21 protein-coding genes are annotated in these 24,004 nt (G+C 74.9%); 16 read left to right on the plus strand and 5 right to left on the minus strand.

The window, feature by feature from the left end:
- Positions 1-7: 7 nt before the first annotated feature.
- Genes J3R08_RS18860 through J3R08_RS18870 form a run of 3 tightly spaced genes read right to left on the minus strand, consistent with a single transcriptional unit; the run spans position 8 to position 3,860 of the window.
- Positions 8-1,243: an MFS transporter gene (locus J3R08_RS18860; protein ID WP_064445650.1), complete on the minus strand. Its 1,236-nt coding sequence runs from the start codon at positions 1,241-1,243 to the stop codon at positions 8-10.
- Between the two features lie 38 nt (positions 1,244-1,281).
- The gene (locus tag J3R08_RS18865) at positions 1,282-2,721 is read right to left on the minus strand and encodes a condensation domain-containing protein (protein WP_209962289.1); all 1,440 of its coding nucleotides are present in this window, start codon (positions 2,719-2,721) and stop codon (positions 1,282-1,284) included.
- 14 nt (positions 2,722-2,735) lie between these two features.
- Positions 2,736-3,860, minus strand: a complete 1,125-nt coding sequence (locus tag J3R08_RS18870) for a glycosyltransferase (protein ID WP_245254770.1) — start codon at positions 3,858-3,860, stop codon at positions 2,736-2,738.
- A gap of 105 nt (positions 3,861-3,965) precedes the next feature.
- Here J3R08_RS18870 and J3R08_RS18875 point away from each other — a divergent pair, with 105 nt between their 5' ends.
- From J3R08_RS18875 to J3R08_RS18935, 13 genes are all read left to right on the plus strand, one after another.
- Positions 3,966-5,240: a DegT/DnrJ/EryC1/StrS aminotransferase family protein gene (locus tag J3R08_RS18875; protein WP_245254771.1), complete on the plus strand. Its 1,275-nt coding sequence runs from the start codon at positions 3,966-3,968 to the stop codon at positions 5,238-5,240.
- Between the two features lie 39 nt (positions 5,241-5,279).
- Positions 5,280-6,494, plus strand: a complete 1,215-nt coding sequence (locus J3R08_RS18880; RefSeq protein ID WP_051610915.1) for an inositol-3-phosphate synthase — start codon at positions 5,280-5,282, stop codon at positions 6,492-6,494.
- 76 nt (positions 6,495-6,570) lie between these two features.
- Positions 6,571-7,815, plus strand: a complete 1,245-nt coding sequence (locus J3R08_RS18885; protein WP_209962293.1) for an acyl carrier protein — start codon at positions 6,571-6,573, stop codon at positions 7,813-7,815.
- Positions 7,812-9,311, plus strand: a complete 1,500-nt coding sequence (locus J3R08_RS18890; protein ID WP_209962295.1) for a class I adenylate-forming enzyme family protein — start codon at positions 7,812-7,814, stop codon at positions 9,309-9,311. Before J3R08_RS18885 ends, J3R08_RS18890 begins: the two co-directional genes overlap by 4 nt.
- A complete protein-coding gene (locus tag J3R08_RS18895) occupies positions 9,304-10,551 on the plus strand; it encodes an alanine racemase (RefSeq protein ID WP_064445645.1) in 1,248 nt (415 codons plus the stop codon). The genes J3R08_RS18890 and J3R08_RS18895 overlap by 8 nt, the downstream gene beginning before the upstream one ends.
- Positions 10,552-10,555: 4 nt before the next feature.
- Entirely contained in the window at positions 10,556-10,810 is a 255-nt protein-coding gene (locus tag J3R08_RS18900; protein ID WP_064445644.1) for a phosphopantetheine-binding protein, read from the plus strand.
- On the plus strand, positions 10,807-11,967 hold the full coding sequence (locus J3R08_RS18905; RefSeq protein ID WP_209962297.1) for an acyl-CoA dehydrogenase family protein: 1,161 nt from the start codon (positions 10,807-10,809) through the stop codon (positions 11,965-11,967). The genes J3R08_RS18900 and J3R08_RS18905 overlap by 4 nt, the downstream gene beginning before the upstream one ends.
- The gene (locus J3R08_RS18910; protein ID WP_209962299.1) at positions 11,960-13,072 is read left to right on the plus strand and encodes an acyl-CoA dehydrogenase family protein; all 1,113 of its coding nucleotides are present in this window, start codon (positions 11,960-11,962) and stop codon (positions 13,070-13,072) included. Before J3R08_RS18905 ends, J3R08_RS18910 begins: the two co-directional genes overlap by 8 nt.
- A 61-nt stretch (positions 13,073-13,133) precedes the next feature.
- Positions 13,134-14,627: an amino acid adenylation domain-containing protein gene (locus J3R08_RS18915; RefSeq protein ID WP_209962301.1), complete on the plus strand. Its 1,494-nt coding sequence runs from the start codon at positions 13,134-13,136 to the stop codon at positions 14,625-14,627.
- A complete protein-coding gene (locus J3R08_RS18920) occupies positions 14,624-15,157 on the plus strand; it encodes a flavin reductase family protein (RefSeq protein WP_043323361.1) in 534 nt (177 codons plus the stop codon). The genes J3R08_RS18915 and J3R08_RS18920 overlap by 4 nt, the downstream gene beginning before the upstream one ends.
- A complete protein-coding gene (locus J3R08_RS18925) occupies positions 15,154-15,999 on the plus strand; it encodes an inositol monophosphatase family protein (RefSeq protein ID WP_209962303.1) in 846 nt (281 codons plus the stop codon). Before J3R08_RS18920 ends, J3R08_RS18925 begins: the two co-directional genes overlap by 4 nt.
- On the plus strand, positions 15,983-16,939 hold the full coding sequence (locus tag J3R08_RS18930) for a Gfo/Idh/MocA family protein (protein WP_209962305.1): 957 nt from the start codon (positions 15,983-15,985) through the stop codon (positions 16,937-16,939). The genes J3R08_RS18925 and J3R08_RS18930 overlap by 17 nt, the downstream gene beginning before the upstream one ends.
- Before the next feature lie 101 nt (positions 16,940-17,040).
- Positions 17,041-18,894: an AfsR/SARP family transcriptional regulator gene (locus tag J3R08_RS18935; RefSeq protein ID WP_209962307.1), complete on the plus strand. Its 1,854-nt coding sequence runs from the start codon at positions 17,041-17,043 to the stop codon at positions 18,892-18,894.
- A gap of 63 nt (positions 18,895-18,957) precedes the next feature.
- Here the strand turns inward: J3R08_RS18935 and J3R08_RS18940 are convergent, their stop codons facing one another.
- Complete coding sequence (locus tag J3R08_RS18940; protein ID WP_064445638.1) at positions 18,958-20,031, minus strand: hypothetical protein; 1,074 nt, start codon at positions 20,029-20,031, stop codon at positions 18,958-18,960.
- A gap of 411 nt (positions 20,032-20,442) precedes the next feature.
- Here J3R08_RS18940 and J3R08_RS18945 point away from each other — a divergent pair, with 411 nt between their 5' ends.
- Positions 20,443-21,333, plus strand: a complete 891-nt coding sequence (locus tag J3R08_RS18945) for an SGNH/GDSL hydrolase family protein (protein WP_043323357.1) — start codon at positions 20,443-20,445, stop codon at positions 21,331-21,333.
- A 55-nt stretch (positions 21,334-21,388) separates the two neighbouring features.
- Here J3R08_RS18945 and J3R08_RS18950 read toward each other — a convergent pair whose 3' ends face one another.
- Positions 21,389-22,624 (minus strand): glycoside hydrolase domain-containing protein, encoded by a 1,236-nt coding sequence (locus tag J3R08_RS18950; protein ID WP_209962309.1) that lies wholly within the window; start codon positions 22,622-22,624, stop codon positions 21,389-21,391.
- A gap of 210 nt (positions 22,625-22,834) precedes the next feature.
- Here J3R08_RS18950 and J3R08_RS18955 point away from each other — a divergent pair, with 210 nt between their 5' ends.
- Together J3R08_RS18955 and J3R08_RS18960 are read left to right on the plus strand one after the other, a co-directional pair.
- Positions 22,835-22,987, plus strand: a complete 153-nt coding sequence (locus J3R08_RS18955; RefSeq protein WP_166456009.1) for a hypothetical protein — start codon at positions 22,835-22,837, stop codon at positions 22,985-22,987.
- Positions 22,987-23,952, plus strand: coding sequence for an N-acetylmuramoyl-L-alanine amidase (locus J3R08_RS18960; protein ID WP_030499177.1), 966 nt, complete (start codon positions 22,987-22,989; stop codon positions 23,950-23,952). Before J3R08_RS18955 ends, J3R08_RS18960 begins: the two co-directional genes overlap by 1 nt.
- Positions 23,953-24,004: the final 52 nt, after the last annotated feature.

Below are 24,004 nucleotides of genomic sequence, written 5' to 3' on the forward strand. Positions count from 1 at the left end.
CCGGCCGTCACGGCCGGGGCGGGGCCGGGCTCTCGCCGGGCAGCGCCGCCGCCCGGACCCGCCCGATCAACGCCACCACGGCGAGCGCCAGCACGGCCACCACCACGAACGCGGTACGCAGGTCCAGCGCGCCGGCGAGCAGGCCGATCACCGGCGCCGCGAGCAGCGCGCCCGGCCACTGGCCCATCGCCACCACGGAGACGCCCTCGCCGGACGTGAGGCCCGGCTGCTCACCGGCGAAGCCGAGCACCGTCGGGGTCACGCACGCCAGGCCGAACCCGAGCAGTCCGAACCCGGCCATCACCGCCGCCGGATGGGGGTACGCCACCGGCAGCGCCACGCCGGCTGTCGCGACCAGCGCGGACAGCCGGACGAAGCGGATCCGCCCGACCCGGCCGGCCAGCCGGTCGCCGAACAGCCGGGCGACGGTCGCGGCCAGCGAGAGACAGGTGTACGTGGCCGCGGCGAGCACCGCCGTGGCGCCGGCCACCTCGGTCGCGTACAGCGCGCTCCACTGGGCGCCGGCCATCTCGATGAACGAGGCGAGGAAGGCGATCACCGCGAGCAGCAGCAGTTGCGGGGTGAACCGGTCACGCAGCCGGCGCCGCGCCTCGCCGTCCTTGGTCTCCTGGCGGGGCGTGTCGGGCAGCCAGCGGTGCGTGGCGATCAGCAGCGCGCCCAGCAGGACACTGGTGACGGCCATCTGCGCCGACGGGGACATCCCGATCGCCGCGGCCCCGGTGCCGCAGAGGCCGCCGACCAGCATGCCGATGCTGAAGCCCGCGTGGAACGTGGACAGGATGGGCCGCCCGTACCGCTTCTGCACCTCGACCGACTGGGCGTTCATCGGCGTGGCCAGCAGGTTCGCCGCGAAGCCCCAGACCGCGAGGCCGCCGACCAGCGCCACCACAGTGGTGGACGCGGCCAGCAGCGGCGCGTTGAGCAGGATCAGCGCGGCCCCGGCCAGCGCCAGCCGGCGGGTGTTGATCCGGCTGATCAGCACCGCCACCACGACCAGGGAGACCAGCTCCCCCGCGTTCGTGGCGATGTTCGCCAGGCCCCAGCCGGTGTTGCCGACCCCTACCGCGTCCCGCACCTCCGGCACGCGGGCCGACCACCCGCCGATGGCCAGGCCCATGATGACGAAGAGCAGCGCCACCGACCAGCGGGCCCGTACGGCCGAGCGGGGCACCGGCGGCGCGGGCTGCTCCGTCGTGTGCTGGTTCGTCGAGGTGTCCGTCATGGTCGTCGTACCTCTCTGGGATCGGTCCGTCGGAACTCCTACCCGATCGCGTGGTCGAGGAAGCACGCACCGTCAGGAAGGCGTACCCGTTCCGGTGTGGTGCCGGGGTCGGTGACGAGCGCCGAGACCACCGCGACGTAGTCGTCGATCAGCCCGCGTACCAGGTCGTCGCCGAAGACACCCCGGTTGCGGATCACCACGCCGCCGGCCCGGTCGTCGTCCACCACGACGATCGGTGAACCCCGCTTGACCCAGACGGGCAGACATTCGGGCGGCACGTCCGCGGCGACCACGGGCGGCGGCGTGCCGGGCGCGGCCCGGGCGGTGATGTCGACCGGCTCCACCCGCAGGTCCGGGCAGTGCAGCACCGGCGACGCCGACGCGGCGGACTGGAACCAGGCGTCGAACAGGTGGTTGTCCGGCCAGGGGCGGATCGCCGCGAAGCCGGGACGGACCGCCCGGGCCAGCCGGTGGTACGCGGTGGCGTGCGCGACGGCCCCGGCCAGCGAGGCGTGCGCGGCGCCGACCACAGCGCTCATCGGCGCGTCCGGCGCGACGTCGACCGGCAGGTAGACGTTGTTGGTGAACTGCCCGACGAGCTGCCGGGACAGCGGGCTCTCCCGGCCCAGCGTGGTGGTGCCCAGCACCACCCGGGACCGGCCGGCCCGCCGCGACAGCAGCACCAGGTACGCGGCGAGCAGCAGCACGTACGGGCTGGTGCGGGCCCGCCGTGCGGCCGGGCGCAGCCGCGCGGTGATCTCGGGCGGGAACGCGAAGCGGGTGGCCACCTCGGCGCTGAGCGCGACGTCCGGCGCCGGCGGCGCCGCCGGGAACAGCTGGTACGGCTCCACCGGCCGCAGCCGGTCCCGCCAGTACGCGGCCCGGGCGGCGGCGTCGACACCGTTGCCGGACTGCTCCGCCTCCTGGAGCGCGGCGAGCGCGGCCGGGTCCACGCCCAGCGGCGGCTGCGGGTCGGCCGCGCCGAGCCGGGCCGTGTACGCGTGGCACAGGTCCTCCACCACGACGCGGCACGACCAGCCGTCGGAGACCATGTGGAAGAAGCAGAGCGCGAGCACGTGCTCGGTCGCGGAGAGCCGGACCAGCGCGGCCCGCCACAGCGGCGCCCGGCCGGGGTCGAACGCGTCGTTGCGGTGCGCGTACGCGATCTGCTCGACGCGGGCCTGCTGCTCGGCCGGCGGCAGTCCGGACAGGTCGACGTACTCCAGCGGCGACTCCACGTGCGGCAGGATCCGCACCTCGGGCTGCACGCCGATGCGGTCGAACCGCATCCGCAGCGCGTCGTGCCGGTCCACCACGTCCTGCATCGCCTGCCGCAGCACGTCGACCCGCAGCGTGCCGCGCAACCGGCGGAACTCCACCACCACGAGCCGTGAGGCGCCGGGACGGGCCGGGTCGAGCGCGGTCATGAACTCCCACATCATCTGCTGGCCGGGGGCCAGCGGGTACGTCGTCGGCACTGCCACTCCCCCCGTCAGGCCGCCAGCACCGGCGCGACCGGCCGGTGGTCCGTCTCGTCCGGCTGGTAGTCCGCCTCGTCCGGCGCGCGGAAGCCGGTGAAGAGCAGGTCGGGACGGCCGAGCCGCAGCGAGGTGACGAACGCGGCCCCGTCGAAGAGCGTCTCGATCGCCGCGCAGGCCGCCGACTCGGCCACCGCGCGTGGTCCCCGGTCGCCGCCGAGCCGGCCGGGCGTCTTCGCGGCGATCACGGCGGCCGCGACGGCCGGCACCGCGAGCAGGCTGCGTCCCCCGCTGCGCCGGGCGGTCAGCAGCCCGGCCAGCGCGGTCACGGCGAGCGTGCTGGCGGTGTTGAGCACGAACCGGCGCCGGTGCGGGTGGGCCAGGCAGAGCCACTGCTCGGAGCGCCCGTACGTGGTGAACCGGTAGGCGACCGCGCGGAAGGTGTCGGCGACGCCGGTGTCGTGGGTGACCACGCCGTCCGGGTCGGTGAGCAGCACGTAGCCGGCGTCGGTGAGGAGCAGCCCGAGGTGCAGGTCCTCCCCGCCCAGCGGCATCGGGGAGTCCTCCGGGAACCCGCCGACCGCCTCGAAGACGGCGCGCTTGACGGCCATGTTCGCGCCGGCGCCCCAGGACACGCGCTCGTAGTGCAGCGGCCGGGTCAGGTCGCCGAGCAGCAGGTAGGAGCGGCGCATCACGCGGAAGAACGCGCTGTCGCCGGGCTCGACGATCACCGGGCCGGTGACGCCGGCGACCTCCTCGCCGGAGGCGCGCAGCCGGACCGCGTACCGGGTGATCAGGTCGGCCGGCACCCGGCAGTCGGAGTCGGTGAACAGCACCAGGTCGTGGCGGGCGTGCCGGACGCCCAGGTTCCGTTTGGCCCCGACGTGCCGGGGCCCGCGCACGTAGCGGGCGCCGTACTCGGCGCAGGCCGCCCGGTGGGCGGCGGCCGCGGCGGGCGCCGAGTCGTCGACGACCACCACCTCCACCGGCTCGGGGCAGTTCGGGGCGGCGTCGCGCAGACTGCGGAGCTGGCGGCGCATCTCCGCCACCCGGTCCTTGACCGGGATGACCACGGAGACGCCGCGCGTGACGGCGCGGGGTTCGGTCGGTTCGCCCACGGGCGATGCGGATCGGCTCATGCCCCGAGGTTCGACCACCGGGGTACAGCGCCGATACACAGCGCCGGCCGTTGCGGCCATCGCACATGTACCGCTGATGTATCGATGGCCATCAAGGTCGAAGGCATGACGACCTCCATCCCCATCGACCGGCGGCTCGCCGTGGACGGCGGCCGGCCGGTCCGCCCGCCGGACCGCCCATGGCCACGCTGGCCGACCCCCGCGCCGGATGCCGCCGCCAACCTGTCCGCGGTGCTGACCGGCGGCCGGTGGGCGATCAGCAGCCCGTCCGTCGGCGACACCGTCCTGTTCGAGCGACGTTTCGCCGCCGATTTCGCCCGCTACGTCGGCACCCGCCACTGCGTGCCGGTCGACCACGGGTCCAGTGCCCTGGTGGTGGCCCTGGAGTCACTCGGCCTCGGCTACGGCGAGACGGTGCTCGTACCGGCGCTGACCTGGACCGCCTCCGCGACCGCCGCGCTGCGCGCCGGCCTGGTCCCGGTGCTCGTCGACGTCGACCGGGACACCGGCTGCGTCGGGCCGGACGACCTCGACCTGTCCGTGGACCCGCGGGCCGTGGTCGCCGTGCACTGGGCCTCCAACATGGCCGACGTGCCGGCGCTCGACGCGGTCACCCGGCCGCGCGGCATCTCCGTCGTGGAGGACTGCGCGCAGGCCCACGGCGCCACCTGGCAGGGCCGCCAGGCCGGCTCGCTCGGCCGGCTCGGCTGCTTCAGCTTCCAGCACGGCAAGGTCCTCACCTGCGGTGAGGGCGGGGCCGTGGTCACCGACGACGACACGCTCGCGCCGGTGCTCGAGGAGCTGCGGGCCGATTCGCGCCGCTACCGGGGCGACCGGACGCCGGCCGGCGAACTGGACCTGGAGGAGAGCGCCGGTGTGCAGGGCGCCAACTTCTGCCTGAGCGAGTTCTCCGCCGCCGTGGCCTGCGCGCAACTGGCCGTCCTGGACGGCCAGCACGACGTGCGCAATCACAACTACCGGCTGCTCGGCGAGCTGCTGGACGGTGTCGACGGCGTACGGCTGCTGCAACCGGCGCCGGGGCAGACCCGCATCTCGATCTACGAGGGCACGATCGTCTTCGACGAGCTGCCGGCCGGCCTGGACAACGCCGCCGTGGCCGCCGCGCTCACCGCCGAGCTGGGCCGGCGGTTCTACTGCACCGACGAGCCGCTGCACCGCAGCCGCCTGCTGCAGCCGTGGACGAAGCCGCTGCTCGCGCCGCTGGCCGAACGCTTCGCGGCGATCCACCGGGAGCGCACGTACCCCAACACCGAGTGGCTCGCCGCACACACCGTCCAGACACACCACAGCACCTTCCTCGGCACCGAACAGGACATGGAGGACATCGCCGCCGCCGTCACCAAGGTGCTCACCCGCTGAACCGCGCCGTCCCGGCGCACCCAGAGAAGGAGTCTTCCCGTGACCGTCACCCAACGCGAGACCTCGCACGCCCCGTCCCCCGAAACGGACGCACCCGTCGGCGTGTGGCTCAACGGCGCCCGCGGTTCGGTCGCCACCACGGCGATCACCGGTCTGCTGGCGCTGCGCGCCGGCATGGCCGACTCGACCGGCTGCGTCACCGACACCGGCATGCTGCGCGACGCGCCGCTGGTGAGCTGGACCGACCTGGTGGTCGGCGGGCACGACATCGTCGACACGCCGCTGGAGAAGAAGGCCGAGTCGCTCGTCGACTCCGGTGTCATCCCGGCGCCGGTGCTGGCCGCCGTGCGGGGCAGCCTGCCCGAGGTCGAGCAGAACCTGCGCACCGGCTACGACGCGCGTACCGAGACCGGACCGCTGGCCGAGGTGGTCGACCGGCTGGCCGGCGACATCGAGGAGTTCCGCGCCCGCCACGGGCTGTCCCGGGTCGTCGTCATCAACGTGTCCTCCACCGAGCCGCCGGCCGACCACCGGCCCGAGCACGACGACCTGGACGCGCTGACCCGCGCCCTGGCCGACCCGGACGACAAGGCGCTGCCGGCCAGCTCGGTGGTCGCGTACGCGGCGTTCCGGGCCGGCTGCGGCTTCGTCGACTTCACCCCGTCCACCGGCGCCCGGCTGCCCGCGCTGGAGATGCTGGCGCAGCGGGAGCGGGTGCCGTTCGCCGGCTCCGACGGCAAGACCGGGGAGACGCTGCTGCGTACCGCCCTGGCGCCGATGTTCACCAGCCGCGCCCTGCACGTGCTCTCCTGGGCCGGGGTGAACCTGCTCGGCGGCGGTGACGGGGCTACGCTGGAGGACCCGCGCAACGCCCGCAGCAAGCTCAGCTCGAAGTCGGGCGTGCTGCCCGCGCTGCTCGGTGAGGACGTCACCGCCCCGCTGCACATCGACAACGTGCCGGACCTCGGCGACCACAAGACCGCCTGGGACCACGTCTCGTTCGAGGGCTTCCTCGGCGTCCGGATGTCCATGCAGCTCACCTGGAGCGGGGTGGACTCCACGCTGGCCGCCCCGCTGGTGCTCGACCTGGCCCGGCTGACCGCCGCGGCGCACCGCGCCGGGCACGTCGGCCCGATCGAGGAGCTGGGGTTCTTCTTCAAGGACCCGATCGGCACCGACGAGCACGCGCTGGCCGAGCAGGCGCAGGCGCTCGCCAGCTGGGCCAACGGGCTGGACGGCCGCGGCGACAGCTGACCTTCGTACCGGCCGCCGGCGCGGCGACTCCCGCGCCGGCGGCCCCGCCCCACGTATCCGCATCGAGGAGCCTCCCATGTCCCCACACGTCCCGAACGCGCCGGACCGGCCGAGCACGGATCCGGTGTGGACGCCGATCCTGACCGGTCTGCACGCGACCGCGCTGGACTGTCTCCAGACGAGCTTCGCTCTGCTCGCCGACTACGCGAACGGGTCCGGCAGCCATCTCGCCCTCGGCGCCCGGTACGGGTTCCGCACCCGGGATCAGGACGCTCTGATCTCCGTCGAGGCGACCTCGGACGACCGGGCCGCCGAAGCGGTCGACCTGCTGGGCCTGCGCGTCGAGGGCCGGTGGATGCAGCTCGACGGCCCGCAGGTCCGCCGGCTGTGCGCGCCCGGCCAGCCGCTCTACGTCACCGCCGACGCGTACGACCTGCCGTGGTGTCCCTACCACCGGCACGAGCACATGCGGCACAGCTTCCTCGCCACCGAGGCCGGGCCGGATCAGGTCACAGTGGTCGACGCTTACCACAACGACACCGCCTGGGGCCCCGCGCGGCCCGGCGTGTGGCGGCTGCCCATCGCCGCGTTCGACGCGGCGCTGGCCGGCGGCGCGCACACGCTGGCGGTGACGGCGCACCCGGCGCCGGCGATCGACGTGCCCGCCATGCTCGCCGGCAACGCCGCCCGGGCTCGCCGGGCCCGCCCGGAGATCGCCCGCTACCTGGACCGCACCGGCGCCGCCCTGGACACCGTGTCCGGGCTGCACCGCTTCGTGCTCGACGTCTGGCTGTTGGCCCGCGCCCGCGACCTGCACGAACGCTGGCTGGCCGAGGTCCGGCCCGAGGCCGCCGCCGCGCTGGCCGGGCAGGCCGCCCGCTGGCAGCAGCTCGCCACGCGCAGCTACGTGGCGCTGCGGCGGGCCCAGGCGGGCCGGCCGGCCGCGCCGGAACTGGCGGACGTGCTCGGCGAGCTGATCTCCGACCACCTCGACGCGCTGGAGTCGATCGCCGAACCGGCCGCCACGCCCGGCCACGACGCCGTGCGGCCCGCGCCGGACCCGGCAGGTGGAGAGGGCGTACGCGCCGCGGTGCTCGGCGCGCTCGGCGAAACCCTGGACCTGGACGGCTCGACGCTGCGCACCACCGACGTGCTCCGGGAGCTTCCCGGCTTCGACTCGTTCCGGCTGGTGGACGTCATCGACCGGGTCGAGCGGCGGCTCGGCGTCGAGGTTCCGGCCACCGCGCTCTCCGCGGCCGACCTGCGCGACGTCGGCTCCCTGTGCGCCATGTTCGGCGCCGCCACCGGAGGTGCCCGATGAGTGCCGAACTGCTGCACGACCTGCTGGACCGCACCGCCGGCGCGCGCCCCGACGCGCCCGCCGCCGGGGACGGGACCGTCGAGCGCACGTACCGTCAGGTGCGGGCCGACAGCCTGCGCCTGGCCGGCTGGCTGCGCGGGCAGGGCGTCCGGCGCGGCGACCGGGTGCTGGTGGCGCTGCCCGCCGACGCGACGCTGCCGGCGCTGCTGTACGCGGTCGCCCGTACCGGCGCGGTCTTCGTCGTTCTCCGGACGCCGGCCCCCGAGGTCGCCCTCGCCCACGTGCTGGACGACGCCGAACCGGTCCTGGTCCTCACCGACGACCCGGTCCTGACCGGCCTGTCCCGCGCCCGCAGCGTCCCGGTCCACAGGGCGGCCGAGGCGCGGCACGCCGCGTCCGCCACGGCGATCGGCGACGCGCCCACCGGCCCGGCCCCGCTCGCCGTCGACCCGGTCTGCCTGATCTACACCTCCGGCAGCACCGGCATGCCGAAGGCGGTGGTCTCCACGCACGCCCAGGTCACGTTCGCCGTCCGGGCGATCCAGTCGGAGCTGCGCTACCGGCCCGACGACGTGGTGCACGTCCTGCTGCCGCCCTCGTTCGACTACGGCCTCTACCAGATCTTCCTCAGCACCGTCGCCGGCGCCCGGCTGCGCCTGGGCGACAGCGCGGAGACCGGTGGCCGCCTGCTGGTGAGCCTGGTCGAGTCCGGCGCCACGGTGCTGCCCTGCGTGCCGTCGCTGGCGATCAACCTGCTGCGGCTGCTCGGCCGCGCGGGCGCGCCGCGCCCGCCGCTGCGCCTGCTCACAAACACCGGCGCCGCCATGCCCCCGGAGGTGCTGGCCGGCCTGCGCCGGCTGCTGCCCGGCCTGAGCGTCCAGCTCATGTTCGGCCTCACCGAGTGCAAACGCGCGGCGATCATGCCGCCGGACGCCGACCTGCGCCGGCCCGGCGCCTGCGGGCGGGCGCTGCCCGGCACCGAGATCTTCACAGTGGACGCCGAGGGGCGGCGTCAACCACCGGGCGTTCCCGGCGAGCTGGTGGTACGCGGCCCGCACGTGATGGCCGGCTACTGGCGGCGGCCCGAGCTGACCGCCCAGCGGTTCCGCCGCGTACACGGGCTCTTCCCGCAGCTGCACACCGGCGACCACGGCCACGTGGACGACGACGGGTACGTCCACTTCGCCGGCCGGCGCGACGACGTCTACAAGGAGAAGGGCACCCGGGTCAGCGCCACCGAGGTGGAGGCCGCGGCGTACCGGGTCGACGGCGTGGCCGCGGCCGGGGTGCTGCCGCCGGCCGACGGCCACGACGGCGCGACGCTGTTCGTGGTGGCCGCGCTCACCCCCGCCGACGTGCTGCGCCGGCTACGGGAGCAGCTGGAGGAGATGAAGGTGCCGGCGCGCTGCGTCGTGCTACCCGACCTGCCGCTCACCGGCAACGGCAAGGTGGACCGGCGGGCGCTGGCCCGGCTGGCGGGTGAGCACAATGGCTGACCTGCCCTTCGACACCCCGGCCTACCGCTACGACCTGGCCCGGGTACGCGCCAGCCACGCCGCCCTGGTCGCCGCGCTGCCCGCGCCGAGCCGGCTGTTCTACTCGCTCAAGGCCAACCCGCACCCGGCACTGGTGGCGGCGCTGCACACCGCCGGCTGCGACGCGGAGATCTGCTCGCCGGGCGAGCTGGCCGCGGCGCTGCGGGCCGGCGTGCCGGGTGACCGCATGCTCTACACCGGACCGGGCAAGCGCGACGCCGAGGTGGCCGAGGCGGTGCGTGCCGGGGTCCGCTGGTTCTCCGTCGACTCTCCCGAGGGCCTGGACCAGGCCGACCGGATCGCCGCCGCGCACGGCGTCGAACTGCGCTGCCTGCTGCGGGTCAACGACCGGGTGCCCAACCCGGGTCAGGGGCTCACCATGACCGGCGTCGCGTCCCAGTTCGGCGCCGACGCCGACTGGATCGAGCGGGAACCGCACCGGTTCCGCTCCCGCCCGTCGGCCCCGGTACGCGGGTTCCACCTCTATACCGGCAGCAACGTCGACTCGGTGGACGCGCTGGTGTCCCAGTTCACCGCCGCGGCGCGTACCGCCCGGCGGTTGCGGGACCTGCTCGGCATCGACCTGACCCTGCTCGACCTCGGCGGCGGCTTCGGCGCGCCGTTCGCCCGGCCCGGCCACAACGCGGACCTGACCGGCCTCGCCGACCGGGTCGGCCCGGCCCTGGACGGGCTCTTCCCCGGCTGGCGCGACGGCGCGCCCACGGTGGCCTTCGAGTCGGGACGGTTCCTCACCGCCACCGCCGGCACGCTGCTGACCCGGGTGCTGGACGTCAAGCGGTCGCAGGGCACGCCGGTGGTGGTGCTGGAGTCCGGCATCAACCACCTCGGCGGGATGTCCGGCCTGCGCCGGCTGCCGCCGCTCGTGCCCGCCCTGCACGCCGCTGACGACCGCGACGGCGCGCCACTGGAGGCCGCGATCGTCGCCGGGCCGCTGTGCACGCCGCTGGACACCTGGGCGCGAGCCGCGAGCCTGCCCGACGTACGGCCCGGCGACGTGCTCGCCGTGCCGAACGTCGGGGCGTACGGGCTCTCGGCGAGCCTGCTGGCCTTCCTCGGCCATCCGGCGCCGGTCGAGGTCGTCTGCGACGGCGACCGCGTCGTCGAGACGTCCCGGCTGACCCTGACACGGCACCCGGTCGACCCGCCGGGAGCCACTGACGAACCACGAGAAGAAAGGTGACGTCATGAACACCGAATTCACCGAGCTGCTCCGGCCGTTCCTCAAGTTCGCCGGCAAGGAGGAGATCACCGAGGACGCCCGGCTGCGCGACCTCGGCCTGGACTCCATGCGCGAGATCGAGCTGCTGTTCGCCATCGAGGAGACGTTCGGGGTCGCCGTGCCCGACGACAAGCTGGTCGACTCCACGTTCGCCACCGCCGGCGGGCTGTGGGGCGTGGTCGAGGAGCTGCGCACACCGGTCGGCGGTGGTTCCCGATGACGGCCGTCGCCGGGTACGCCCCGGCCGTCGAGACCGTCGCCGAGATCGCGGCGGAGCACGCCCGGGAGGCCGACGAGACCGCGGCCTTCCCCACCGAGGCGCTGGACGCCATGCGCCGTACCGGGCTGCTGGGGCTGCTGGTCCCGGTCGCCGAGGGCGGCGCCGGCGGGACGCTGCCGGATCTGGTCGACGTCACGCTGGCGCTGGGCCGGGTGGACATGTCGGTGGCGATGGTCTTCGCCATGCACTGCCAGCAGGTCGCCGCGATCACCGCGTACGGCGGGGAGAAGCTGCGCGCCGAGGTGCTGCCGTCGGTGGCCCGGGGCGAGCGGTATCTCGGCTCGGTCACCACCGAGGCCGGCAAGGGCGGTCACCTGCTGACCGCCGAGTCGGTGCTGGAGCACGACGGCGAGATGCTGCGCGTCGACCGGCAGGCCCCGATCGTCACCGGCGGCCCGTACGCGGACGCCTTCCTGATCACCACCCGCGCCCCGGGCGCCGGCTCGGCGGCCCAGGTGGACCTGGTCTACGCCGACCGGGACCAGGTGGAGGTCGAGGTCACCGGCGGGTGGCGCCCGCTGGGCATGCGGGCCACGCACAGCGTCCCGATGCGGCTGCGCGGCGCGGTGCCGCAGTGGCAGGTGATCGGCGAACACGGCGGGTTCCGGGAGATCGCCACCACTGTCTTCGCGCCGCTGGCGCACGTCGGCTGGGCGGCGGCCTGGATCGGGGCGGCGGCCGGCGCGTACGCCCGGGTGCTGCGGCACGCCCGCAGCGAGGCGGGACGGCGGCAGTTCGCCCCCTCCTCCGAGCTGGTGCTGCTGCGGCTGGCCGGGATACGGGCCCGGCTGGACGCGGCGCACGCGCTGCTGCGGCACACCGTCTCGGTGGTCACCGGCGCGCCGGACATGTCGGCGGCGCCGGTGCAACTGCTGCTCAACACGCTGAAGATCCGCGCGGCCGAGGAGTCCTTCGCCGCCGCGCACGAACTGGTCGAGCTGGCGGGCCTGCGCCACGGCTACCTGACCGACTCGCCGCTGGCGCTGGAGCGCACGTTCCGGGATCTGCGCTCGGCCTCGCTGAACTACGCGAACGACCGGCTGCGCCTGGCGAACGGGGCGCTGTCACTGCGCGACCCGGGGGTGCGTCTTGCCTGAGCCGACACCGACACCGACGTCGGCCGGGGACCACGCCGCCCCGGCGGGCGCCGCGCTGTCCGGCGTGGACCCCACCGACCCGGGTGCGGTGTGGCGCGCGCTGGGCGCCGCCGGGACCATCGAGGCGCTCTACGCCGACGGCGTCCAGCCCGACCCCCGGCGGCTGTCGGCCCTGCTCACCGAGCTGGACGCCCGGTGCCCGCTCGGCGTGACGCTGTCGGTCTGCGTCCAGGTCGCCACGGTGCTGCCGCTGCTGGCCGGCGCGACCGGGCCGGCCGAGCGCGCGCGACGCGGGATGCTGCGCGGCGAGACCGTGGTGGCGCTGGCCGTCACCGACGCCGCCGGGTCGGGATCGGACCTGCTCGACGCCACGACCCGGGTGAAGCTGGGCGACGACGGCGCCGTCCTGGACGGTGGCAAGGACTGGATCACCAACGCGACGAGCTGCGACGCGGCGCTGGTGCTGGCCCGGCACCGCGAGGCGCGGCACTTCACCAGCTTCTGCTGGGTGCTGGCGCCGGCCGACGCGCCCGGCGTGACAGTCGGATCCGCCGGCCGGGCGTTCGCCGGGTCCGGTGTGGGCCACCTGCGCTTCGCCGGCGTGGCGCTGGGCCCGGACGCCGTACTGGGCCGCCCCGGCCGGGCGCTGGCCGGGTTCGCCCGGCAGGTCGGCGTCGAACGGGTCGCCGGGGCGCTGTGGGCCCGGGCCATGTGCCACCGGATGCTGGCGGGCCTGCGCGACTGGCTGCGGCGCCGGCCGGCCGGGGCGGGCACGCTGTGGGATCGCCCGGCGGTCCGCGAGCGGTACGCCCGGTGCCTGGTCGCCACGCACCAGCTCGACGCGCTGTGCGCGCCGCTGCTGGACGCGCCGGCGGCCGTCCCGTCCGCGGTCACCGGGATGCTGCTCAAGGTCAGCGCCGCCGAGACCGTGGACCGGGTCGCCGCCGAGGCGGTGCGCCTGCGCGGCGCGGACGCGTTCCGCGACGGCGGGGAGGCGCAGCTGCGCACCGAGGCGGCCATGTTCGGCATCGCCGGTGGAGCAACCGGAGCGATGCTCGCCGGCATCGCCGACCACGCCGACGAGCTGGCCGGCGCGGTGACCTGAGGGCGTCCCGCGGTGGCGGCGGGACGCCGATCGACGACAGCACAGCGAAGGGAGCAACGCCGTGAGTCTCTACCAGTGGTTCGAGCGAACCGCGGCACGGGTGCCGGAGGCGGTCGCGCTGGAGGTCGGCGGGGAGCCGGTGACCTACCGCCGGCTGCGCGACCTCGCCGACGGCCTCGCCGGCCGGATCCACACCGAGGTGGGCCGACGCCCGCGCGCGGTCGGCCTGCTGGCCGCCCGCAGCCTGCCCGCGTACGCCGGTTATCTGGCCGCGCTGCGCGCCGGAGCGGTGGTGGTGCCGCTCAACCCGGCCTTCCCACCGGCCCGCACCGCCCGGCTGTGCCGGGACGCGGGGGTGGACGCGCTGGTGGTCGACGACGCCGGCGCCGCGACGGCGGCGCAGGTCGCGGGCGGCGCCGTGACGGTACGCCTCGACGGCGCGCCGGGCGTCCCGCCGCCGGCCGCCCCGGTGGCGCCGGACGACGTGGCGTACCTGCTGTTCACCTCCGGCTCGACCGGGCGGCCCAAGGGCGTGCCGATCCGGCACCGCAACGTCGACGCGTTCCTCACGTGCTGCCGGGACCGTTACCCGGTCGGCCCGGGCGACCGGCTGTCGCAGACCTTCGACCTGACCTTCGACCCGTCCGTCTTCGACATGTTCGTCGCCTGGGGCGGCGGCGCCACGCTCGTGGTGCCGCAGCCCGACGAGGTGCTGACGCCGGTGCGGTTCGTCAACGAACGACGGATCACGCACTGGTTCTCGGTGCCCTCGGTGGTCTCGCTGGCCCGCCGGATGCGGATGCTCTCCCCCGGCGCCATGCCGGGTCTGCGGCACAGCCTCTTCGCCGGCGAGGCGCTGACGCTGGAGCAGGCGCGGGCGTGGGCGGCGGCGGCGCCGGGCAGCGTGGTGGAGAACCTCTACGGTCCCACCGAGCTGACCGTGACCTGCACCGGTCACCGGCTGCCGGCGGATCCGGCGGACTGGCCGGCCACCTCGAACGGCACCGTGCCGATCGGTGACGCGCACCCCGGGCTCGACGCGATCCTGCGCGGCGAGGACGGCACCGTCGGCGGTGACGACGGCGAGCTGTGCGTGCACGGGCCGCAGCGGTTCGACGGCTACCTCGACCCGGCCGACGACGAGGACCGGTTCGTCACGTACGCCGGTCGCCGGTACTACCGCACCGGGGACCGGGTCCGCCGCGAGCACGGCACGCTCGTGCACCACGGCCGCCTGGACGACCAGGTGAAGCTGCGCGGCTACCGGATCGAACTCGGCGAGATCGAAATGGTGCTGCGCGGCCACCCGGGGGTGCAGGACGCGGTGGTGCTGGCGTTCGGCGCGGGCGCCGACGTCGCCCTGCGCGCCGTCTACACCGGCGCCGCCGGGATCACCGCCGAGTTGACCCGCCGGTGCGCGGACCGGCTGCCCGGCTACATGGTGCCGGCCCGGATCCACCACGTGGCCGCGCTTCCCACGAACGCCAACGGCAAGACCGACCGGCGCCGGACCGCCGACCTGGTCGGCAGCGCGACGAGAGGAGAACGACGATGACCGGGACAGGAGACGGACACGAGCAGGAAGGGGCGTTCCGTTCGGTGGCCGGGCGGTTCGCCACCGGAGTGGCGGTGGCGACGGCCGTCGGACCCGACGGCCCAGTGGGCATGACGGTCAACTCCTTCACCACCGTGTCGCTGTCGCCCCGGATGCTGCTGGTCTGCCTGCGGCGGGACTGCCGGCTGCTCGGCGCGGTCCGGCGTACCGGGCGCTTCGCGGTGACGGTGCTCGCCGACGACCAGCGCGCGGAGGCGGCCTGGTTCGCCAGCCGGGGACGGCCCAGCGGCGCCGACGGCTTCACCGGTGTCACCTACGACGCGGAGCGGGCGACCGGCTGCCCGCGCCTGACCGACGGGGTGGCGTACTTCGGCTGCGAGGCCGTCTCCGCCGACCCGGCCGGTGACCACGCCGTGCTGATCGGCGCGGTCCGCTCCGCCGGCCTGCTCCGGCCGACCCCACCGCTGCTGTTCGTGGACGGCCACTACGCGCGGGTCGCCGCACCGGCGGAAGCGCAGGTGGCGCGATGAGCATCGGCGCCGCTCCCGGCGACCTGCGCCACCTGAGCCTGCGCGCCGCGCGGGCCGGGGCGGACGCGATCCGCGAGGCACGGAGCCAGGGTTTCCGGACCATGCACAAGGGCGGGGCGGCGCAGGACCCGGTGACCACCGCCGACCACGCCAGCGAACGGGCCATCCTCGACCTGCTCGCCCGCGACCGGCCGCAGGACGCCGTCCTGGCCGAGGAGTCCGGGCTCAGCGCCGGCTGCTCCGGCCTGCGCTGGATCGTCGACCCGCTCGACGGCACGCTGAACTTCAGCCACGGGGCGAGCCGCTACGCGGTGAGCATCGCGGTGGCGACCGGCTGTGACGACGGCGACGGCCAGGTGGTCGCCGCCACCATCCTGCAACCGGCAACCGGCGCCTGCCTGGTGCTCGACGGCGACGGCGCGCTCGACGGCGACGTCCCGGTCACCGTCGACCGGGAGGCCGCGCCGGGGCACGCCCTGGTGGCGTTCGCGGTGCCGAACGCGCCCGGCCCGCGGCGGCGGGCGTACCAGTCGCTCGTCGGCGTCGCGCCCCTGGTCGCGGACCTGCGCAACTCCGGCTCCACGGTCTGCGACCTGGCGGCGGTGGCCCGGGGGGAACTGGACGCGTTCGTCAGCTTCGACCCCGCGCCGTGGGACGTCGCGGCCGGCACCGCGCTGGTCGAGGCCGCCGGTGGGGTGACCCGGCGGTGGCGCCACGACGGGATGGCGGTCCTGGCCACCGGCGCGCCGGCCGTCGTGGCCGCGCTGGCCGGCTGGCTGAGCCCCGACCTTACGGACGACGCCGACGAGAAGAAGGGAACCGACGATGACCGGCAGCGATGAGTTCCGGCTGGCACTTGTGGGGGCGGGCCGGATGGGCCGCCACCACCTGCGGGCCCTGGCCGACCACCGGACGGTCCGGATCCGGCACGTGGTCGACCCGGTTCCGGCGGCACGGGCGGAGGTCGCCGCGGCCGGGCTGCCCGCGTACCCGAGCGTGGCGGACCTGCTCGCGGACGCCACGCCGGACGGTCTCCTGGTGACCGCGCCCACCGGCCGGCACGGCGAGCTGGTCGCGGCCGCCGCCGAGGCCGGGCTGCCGGTGCTGTGCGAGAAGCCGGCCGGGCTCGACCCGGCCGGGGCCGCGCAGGCGGGGCGGATGGCCGCCGCCGCCGGGATCCCGTTCCAGGTCGCCTACTGGCGGCGGTTCGTCCCGCAGCTGCGCCGGCTGCGCGAGCGGATCGCCGGCGGCGCGCTCGGCGAGGTCCTGTTCGTGGCCGCGTCGCAGTGGGACGGCGAGCCGCCGGCGGCGGCGTTCCGCACCGGCAGCGGCGGGATCTTCGTGGACATGGGCGTGCACGAGTTCGACCAGATCCGGTGGCTGACCGGGCAGGAGATCGACCGGGTCGCCGCGCAGCCCGCCGGTCCGGTCACCGACCCGGCGGTACGCGGCCGGGACGTGGACAGCGCGCAGGCGCTGCTCGGCCTGTCCGGCGGCGGTACCGCGCTGGTCTCGCTCGGCCGGCACCACCGGGGCGGCGACATGGCGACGGTGGAGGTGTTCGGCACCCGGGACCACGAGCGGCTGGCCTTCCTCGACCCGGCCGACGGGGACGCCACCATGTACGCGGCCCTGGCCTGCCAGGCGGAGGACTTCGCCGAGCTGGTCCGCGCGGGCCGGTCGGCGGGCGCCGGGGTGGCGGACGCGGTGGCGGTGCTCGACGCGGCGCACCGGGCGACGGCGCAACTCACCCGGGGTCACGAGATACACACCGATCGGTGACAACTTGCACCATCTGGGATCGAGGTATTCCCCAGCCGAAGGTGGGAATTCCAGCCGTGCACCACACTGTGGACGGTCCTGCGGAGCGGGGGAATACATCGATGCGGTTCAGTGTCCTCGGCCCGCTGGCCCTTCACGTGGACGATCACCCGATCACGCTCACCGGCACCAAGCCCCGCCTTCTGCTCGCCGTGCTGCTGCTGAGCCCGGGGCGCACGGTCGCCACCTCCCGGCTGGTCGACGGCCTGTGGCCGGACGCGCCGCCCGCGTCGGCGGTACGCAACCTGCGGACGTACGTACACCGGCTGCGGCAGGCGCTGGACCGCGGCGGCGACTCGGCCGACCGGCTGGTCCACGACGGCACCGGCTACCACCTGCGGGTCGACGAGGACGAGCTGGACCTGCTGCGGTTCCGGCGTCTCACCGACGACGCCCGCCGGGCCGCGCGGGGGGACCGGCCGGAGGTCGCCGCCGAGCTGTTCGACCAGGCGGTCGAGCTGTGGGGCGGGCCCCCGCTGGAGGACCTGGCGGATCCGGGCACCGACCTGGGCGCGACCGTCACGGCGCTGCGGGAGCAGCACCGGGAGATCACGACCGAGCTGTTCGACCTGCGCCTGCGACTGCGGCAACCGGCCCGGGTCATCCCGTCGCTGCGCCGGATGGTGGCCGAGGAGCCGCTCGACGAACGCCGGCAGGCGCAGCTGGTGACCGCGCTGACGCTGGAGGGGCGTGTGGCCGAGGCGCTGGCCGTGTACCAGCAGGCCCGGCGCGGCATCGTCGACGAGCTCGGCGTCGACCCCGGTCCCACCCTCCAGGGCGCCCTCCAGGCCGCGCTGGACGGGGACTCCGCCGAGGTCCGACCACCCTCCGGCTGGCCGGCGGCCCTCGGCGCCGGGCCCGCGGCGCCGCCCGGCCCGCCGCCGAGCCCGCAGGCCCTGCCGATGAAGCCGCCGTCCCTGGTCGGCCGGGACACCACGGCCAGCCAGCTCCGCACCATCGCCGAGGGGATCGCCGACCCGGCCGGCGCCGACGAGCACGCCGGGGTCGTGCTCGTGTCCGGCGCGCCGGGCGTCGGCAAGTCGTCGTTCTCGGTGTCCAGCGGGTACGACCTGGCCGACCTCTTTCCCGACGGTCAGCTCTTCGTCAGCTTCGACAGCAGCGGCGAGCCACCCCGCGGCAGCGGCGAACTGATCAGGGAGCTGCTCGTCGAGCTGGGTGTACCGCTGGCCGACGTGTCCGAGGACATCCGGGAGCGTTCCGCCGCGCTGCGGTGCGCGCTCGCCGGCCGACGGCTGCTGCTCATCATCGACGACGTCCACTGCGCGCAGCAGGTGCGCCCGCTGCTGCCCGGCGCGGGCCGTAGCCTGGTGCTGATCAACAGCCGGCAGCGCCTGCTGGACCTGGACGTCGGCTGGCGGTTGACGCTCGGCGCGCTCGACCGCGCCGACGCGGTGGAACTGCTGGCCACGATCGCCGGTGAGCGCCGGGTACGTGAGCAACCGGAGGTGTTCGGCCGGATCGCCGCGGCCTGCGACCTGTTGCCACTGGCGCTGCGGATCGTCGGCAGCCGGCTCGTCACCCAGCCCGACGTCGCCCTGCCCGGCTTCGCCGCGCACCTGGAGGACGAGGAGAACCGGCTGTCCGAGCTGGCCGTCGGGGACATCTCGGTGCGCGGCAGCCTCTCGGTCAGCTACCAGGCGCTGGACGTCGACGCCCGCCGGGCGCTGCGCGCGCTGGCCCGCGCCGGCTCGTTCATCACCCCGGCCAGCGCGGTGGAGATCCTGCGCCTGCCCCGGCAGCAGGCCAACCGGATGGTGGAGCACCTGGTCCAGCACAATCTGCTGCTGCCCGTCGACTCGGACGATCCGGGCCAGCACTTCCACCTGCCGGAGCTGCTGCGGCTCTTCGCCCGCGAGTGTGTGGACGCGCACGGCCGCCCGTTGCCGGCCACCTGACCCGCCGGCAGCCGGATCGGGGTGTGCGGGTCAGCCGACGCGCACACCCCGATCCGGGTCTCCTCACTTGAGGAAGCGGTCCAGCGCGGCCTCGATGGTGCCGCTGTCCGGCGTCGCGTACGACTTCATCGTCACCTTGTTGTAGGAGATGAAGCTCGGGCAGCGGGCGGCCGGAGCGTTCACCGTGCCGCCGTCACCGACCTTCTCGGCGGTCTTGGCGGCGTGGAACGTCAGCGTGTACCGCGAGGAGATGTAGTCGACGGTGACGACCTTGTCCTCGCTGTTCTTGTACTGGCACTTCTTCGGCGTGCCCTCGCTGCCCTCGACCATCTTGAGGCAGCCGATGACGGACACGGTGGCGAAGTCCGCCGACTTGGCGTAGTACGGCTTGGCCGAGCTGATCGTCTTCTGCGACCAGAACGTCGGCCGGTCCGGGGAGTTGGAGAAGACGTACGCCTTCGAGCCCGCCGGCGCGGTGTACGGGGCGGCGTTGAGGATCGGTCCCCCGTCGCAGACCGCCGACATCTCGCTGGCGTACCGCGCGGTGATCGCGTCGTTGTTGGTGGGTCCGTCCGGCCCGGGCGACTCCGGCCCGTCAGCGCTGGGGGTCGCGGACGGGCTGCCGTCCGGCCCGGGGGTGGCGCTGCCGGAGGCGACCGGCTTCGGGTCCTCCTCGTCGCCGTTGAAGGCGACGTAGGCGAGCCCGCCGCCGCAGCAGAGCAGCGTCAGCGTCACCGCACCGGCGGCGAGGCCGACGATCAGCCCCTTGCTCTTGCCGCCGCCGCCCTGGGGCGTGCCGGGCGCGTAGGGCGCGGCCGGCGGCGGGAAGCCGGCCTGCCCCGGGTACGACACCGCGGGCTGCGGCGCCCCGTACGGCGCGCCGGAGGCCGGCTGCGATCCGTAGGGCGCGCCGGAAGCGGGCTGGGCGCCGTACGGTGCGCCGGAGGCCGGCTGGGCGCCGTAGGGCGCGCCCGACGCCGGCGGCGAGCCGTAGGGGGCACCTGACGCCGGTGGCGAGCCGTAGGGCGCGCCGGAGGCCGGCTGCGCGCCGTACGGGGCGTTCGGGTCGGGCTGGTTGCCCCACGCTCCGGCGTTCGGGTCCGGATAGCCTCCGTAGGGAGGGTGATTGTCACTCATCTGAGGTTCTTCCACCTGTCGTCCGTGGTTCCGGCGATCAACCACTTCGCAGCGTAATGACGGCCGCAAATCCGGGATCGCCGACGTTCGATCGGTCGCTCACCAGCCGTGCCGGGGTGGCTCCGGTGCGTGCCTCCGCGAATCCGGCCCCGGTCCACCCACCAGGAGTGACAGTGCCGGGGAGCGTTGCGCCGCAACGAATCGACCCGTCTACGGGCTCCCGGCACCCGACTCCGGGGACGCCGAAAAGTGTGACGCACACAACACCTGAGGCCGCGTCGGCGACCCTCCACCAGGCAGTGCCGGACCACATCCCGGGACACGCTTTAGTGAGCCCTGTCTATATTGACGTGCGCCATAGGCGTGGACAGAATCCCAGCACCACCACCAGGACCCCTCCGGGAGGGCCCCATGAACCGTCCCCGCCTGCCGCTGATGCGGACCGCCACCAGACTCGCCGCGGTCGCCGCCGCCACCGCCGGCGTGCTGCTCGCGGCCACCGCGCCCGCCGTCGCCGCCGCGCCCACCGGGCGGTACGTGGCGCTCGGCGACTCCTACACCTCCGCCCCGCTCGTGCCCACCCAGGTCGACCTGAACTGCCTGCGCTCCAACCGCAACTACCCGTCCCTGGTCGCGGCGTCCGCCGGTTCGTCGTCGTTCACCGACGTGAGCTGCTCCGGGGCCACCACCGAGGACATCCTGTACGGCGGCGACGGCGCGCTGGGCATCGCGCTGCCACCGCAGGTCAACGCGGTCACCGCCAGCACGGCGCTGGTCACGGTCCAGATCGGCGGCAACGACATCGGCTTCTCCGGCATCATCGGCGACTGCGCCGAGGCGAGCGTGAGCAGCCCGCTCGGGTCGCCCTGCAAGGACCGGTTCACCGCGGGCGGCACCGACCAGTTGCGGGCCCGGATCGCCGCCGCCGCGCCGAAGGTGACGGCCGTGCTGCGGGCGGTCCGCCAGGCCGCGCCGAACGCGCGCGTGGTGGTGCTCGGCTATCCGGCGATCCTGCCCGACAGCGGGTACGGCTGCTGGCCGGTGGTGCCGATCGCCTACCAGGACGTGCCGTACCTGCGCGGCGTCCAGAAGGCGCTCAACACGATGCTCGCCGACACCGCGGCGGCGGGCGGGGCCAGCTACGCCGACGTCTACACCCCGTCGATCGGCCGGGACGCGTGCAAGAGCAGCGGCACCCGCTGGGTGGAGGGGCTGGTGCCGCAGAACTCGGCCGCGCCGTTCCACCCGAACGCCCGCGGTGAGCAGGGCATGGCCACCGCCCTGCTGGCGCACCTGAGCTGACCCGGACGCCGTGAGCCGGCCCCGCCGAGGCGGAACCGGCTCACGGCCCGCGGGCTCACACCCGGGTGATACGGACCGCGTCGGCGACCACGTACCCGGTCCCGGCGCTCCAGCGGCTCACCCCGACCTTGTCCCCGGCGCCGGCGGCGAGCGTGAACACGCCGAGCGAGACCCAGCGTCCGCCGCCGGTGCGCTGGTCGACCGCCACCGACCGGTTGCCGGTCGTGGTGGCGACCAGGTACGGGGTGCGGTCGTTGTAGCCGGGGTCGGCCGGGTACCACACCGACACCTCGTAGGCGCCGGTCGCGGGCAGGCTCGCCCGGAACCAGGCCACGTCGCTGGCCGCCACCGGCGTGGCGAAGCGGTAGTCGGCGCCGTAGCGCTGCCCGGAGTACGCGGAGGCGCCCCAGGCCGCGCCCGCGCTGAACCCGCCCGACGTGGCGTTGTCGACCGTGACGCTCCACGTCGCGGGCGGGGTGCCGGCCCGTACGTCCAGGTAGTTGCGGTCGATCTTCATGGTCACGCCGCCCCACGTCTCGGTGACGTCCCCGGCGTACTGGTGCAGGCGCTGCTGGTCGGCGTAGCGGTCGTCGGCGCAGTACGTGCCCCCGTCGGTGTCCGCGACGCCGTTCCACCAGGCGATCCAGATCTGGTCCAGGCGCAGGTACCGGGTGTCGTCGTAGGCGGCGCAGACATCGGTGATGCCGGACGAGCCGCTGGAGTACATGCCGGCGAGGTAGCCGCGCGTGTGCAGCCGCTCGACCCAGCCGGAGAGGAAGGAGAGCACGGCGGCACGGCAGCTCGCGTTCGACGGGTACTGCTCGATGTCGTTGTAGAGCGTGCTGCCCGCGCCGATGCCGAGCGCCGTCGCGGCGGCGGCCGCGCTGTCCGCCGCGGTCCGGCCCTGCCCGCGGGCGGTGGCCGGGTCGGCGGACATCTTCGGCGTACGGGTGCCGCACGGCGCCTGGTAGCCCAGCTCGATCGGGATCAGCCGCCAGCCCTTGCGGGTCTGGTCGGCGACCCAGGTCGCGGTCAGGTTGGGCTGGGCGCACGTGCGGCTGGCGCCGCTGATGTAGACGCCGACCGCGCGGTACGGCGAGGCGGTCAGCCAGGCGTCCATCGCGGCCTGCGACGGCGCGGTGCACGTGTCGAAGCCCTTGCCGGTGAAGGTGCCGGGCTGCGGGCCGACCGCGGCGACAGTGGCGGCGGCCGCGGCCGGGGCGGCCGCGGTGGCCGGGGCCGCGGCCGCGGCCACAACGAGAAGTGTCAGGGCCGTGACGAACGCTCTCATCGGCGCCCCTCCTGTGAAGGATTCCTCGCTCGACGGCGAGACTTGGGCAGGATTTCTACCACGCATCGACGAACGACGACAGATGGCGGTGGCGAAAGTTTTCACAATGGAAACGATCATTGAAGGGTATCGACAGAGCGCCCGACGCCGGGATAGCGTGCCCACACTCACGAGCGTCGATCGATACTGCGCCGTCACCCGAGGAGCGCCATGCCCACGTCACGATCCCCCCGTCTGCGACGCCGAGGTCTGCTCGGCGTACCCGCCCTGGCGGCCGCCGCCCTCGTGGTGGCCGTCCGTCCCGGTACGGCGCACGCCGCGCCGAAGGCCGAGTGCCTCGCCGACCTGCTCCGGGAGCAGTGATGGCCACCATTCCCTGGCTCGTTGACGTGCTGCGGGCCGCCGGCGTGCAGGTGGTGGTCGAGGGCGACTGGCTCAACCGGATGCGCTCCGGCTCGTTCGACCCGATCGGCGTGCTCTGGCACCACACCGCCGCCACGTCCAGCGCCACCAACCCGCACCCGGCGCTGAACATCTGCATCAACGGCCGCTCCGACCTGCCCGGCCCGCTCTGCCAGGCGCTCGTGGACTACCACGGCGTGTTCCACGTGATCTCGGCCGGCCGGTGCAACCACGCCGGCACCAGCGGCGGCAGCGGCCCGATCCCGGCCGGCGACGGCAACACCCTGATGATCGGCTGGGAGATCGACTACAACGGCGTCGACCAGCGGATGACCACCGCCCAGTACAACGCGAGCATCGCGGCCACCGCCGCCGTGCTCAAGCGGCTCGGCCGGGACTCCAGCTACGCCCGGGGGCACCGGGAGACCAGCACCACCGGCAAGATCGACCCGTCCTTCATCGACCTGAACACGATGCGCGCCGACGTGGCCGCCAAGATGGCCGGCGGCGGCACCGGCTGGACGTCGACGGTGGACAACGCCACCGCGGGCCGGTTCACCGCCAGCGCCAACTGGGGCACCTCGACCTACTCCGGGCAGCGCTACGGCGCCGACTACCGGTACGCGGACCCGGTCGCCGCGAGCGACGCCGCCTGGTACAAGTTCAACGTCCCCCGTACCGGCAACTACCGGGTCGACGCGTGGTGGCCGGCGAATGCGGGCTACAACGCGGCCACGCCGTACATCGTCGCCACCACCACCGGCAACCGGACGGTCACCGTCGACCAGCGGGCGACCGGCGGGCAGTGGCGCTCACTCGGCACGTTCACGCTGCCGGCCGGGGACGCCAACCGGGTGGCGGTCAGCCGGTGGAGCTCCGCCGCCGGCCTGGTCATCGCCGACGCGGTCCGGCTGACCGAGGTCTGAATCCGCGGACGCGGCCGGGTGGACATCCCACCCGGCCGCATCCGTCCCGGCA

The sequence above is a fragment of the Micromonospora sp. HB375 genome, assembly GCF_017872985.1.
GTDB lineage: Bacteria > Actinomycetota > Actinomycetes > Mycobacteriales > Micromonosporaceae > Micromonospora > Micromonospora chalcea.

Excerpts from the sequence above, each read along its gene's own strand:
- J3R08_RS18860 (WP_064445650.1), bottom strand. The coding sequence starts at position 1,243 with ATGACGGACACCTCGACGAACCAGCACACGACGGAGCAGCCCGCGCCG.
- J3R08_RS18870 (WP_245254770.1), bottom strand. The coding sequence starts at position 3,860 with ATGAGCCGATCCGCATCGCCCGTGGGCGAACCGACCGAACCCCGCGCC.
- J3R08_RS18875 (WP_245254771.1), top strand. The coding sequence starts at position 3,966 with ATGACGACCTCCATCCCCATCGACCGGCGGCTCGCCGTGGACGGCGGC.
- J3R08_RS18885 (WP_209962293.1), top strand. The coding sequence starts at position 6,571 with ATGTCCCCACACGTCCCGAACGCGCCGGACCGGCCGAGCACGGATCCG.
- J3R08_RS18890 (WP_209962295.1), top strand. The coding sequence starts at position 7,812 with ATGAGTGCCGAACTGCTGCACGACCTGCTGGACCGCACCGCCGGCGCG.
- J3R08_RS18895 (WP_064445645.1), top strand. The coding sequence starts at position 9,304 with ATGGCTGACCTGCCCTTCGACACCCCGGCCTACCGCTACGACCTGGCC.
- J3R08_RS18900 (WP_064445644.1), top strand. The coding sequence starts at position 10,556 with ATGAACACCGAATTCACCGAGCTGCTCCGGCCGTTCCTCAAGTTCGCC.
- J3R08_RS18905 (WP_209962297.1), top strand. The coding sequence starts at position 10,807 with ATGACGGCCGTCGCCGGGTACGCCCCGGCCGTCGAGACCGTCGCCGAG.
- J3R08_RS18920 (WP_043323361.1), top strand. The coding sequence starts at position 14,624 with ATGACCGGGACAGGAGACGGACACGAGCAGGAAGGGGCGTTCCGTTCG.
- J3R08_RS18925 (WP_209962303.1), top strand. The coding sequence starts at position 15,154 with ATGAGCATCGGCGCCGCTCCCGGCGACCTGCGCCACCTGAGCCTGCGC.
- J3R08_RS18930 (WP_209962305.1), top strand. The coding sequence starts at position 15,983 with ATGACCGGCAGCGATGAGTTCCGGCTGGCACTTGTGGGGGCGGGCCGG.
- J3R08_RS18935 (WP_209962307.1), top strand. The coding sequence starts at position 17,041 with ATGCGGTTCAGTGTCCTCGGCCCGCTGGCCCTTCACGTGGACGATCAC.
- J3R08_RS18940 (WP_064445638.1), bottom strand. The coding sequence starts at position 20,031 with ATGAGTGACAATCACCCTCCCTACGGAGGCTATCCGGACCCGAACGCC.
- J3R08_RS18945 (WP_043323357.1), top strand. The coding sequence starts at position 20,443 with ATGAACCGTCCCCGCCTGCCGCTGATGCGGACCGCCACCAGACTCGCC.
- J3R08_RS18950 (WP_209962309.1), bottom strand. The coding sequence starts at position 22,624 with ATGAGAGCGTTCGTCACGGCCCTGACACTTCTCGTTGTGGCCGCGGCC.
- J3R08_RS18955 (WP_166456009.1), top strand. The coding sequence starts at position 22,835 with ATGCCCACGTCACGATCCCCCCGTCTGCGACGCCGAGGTCTGCTCGGC.
- J3R08_RS18960 (WP_030499177.1), top strand. The coding sequence starts at position 22,987 with ATGGCCACCATTCCCTGGCTCGTTGACGTGCTGCGGGCCGCCGGCGTG.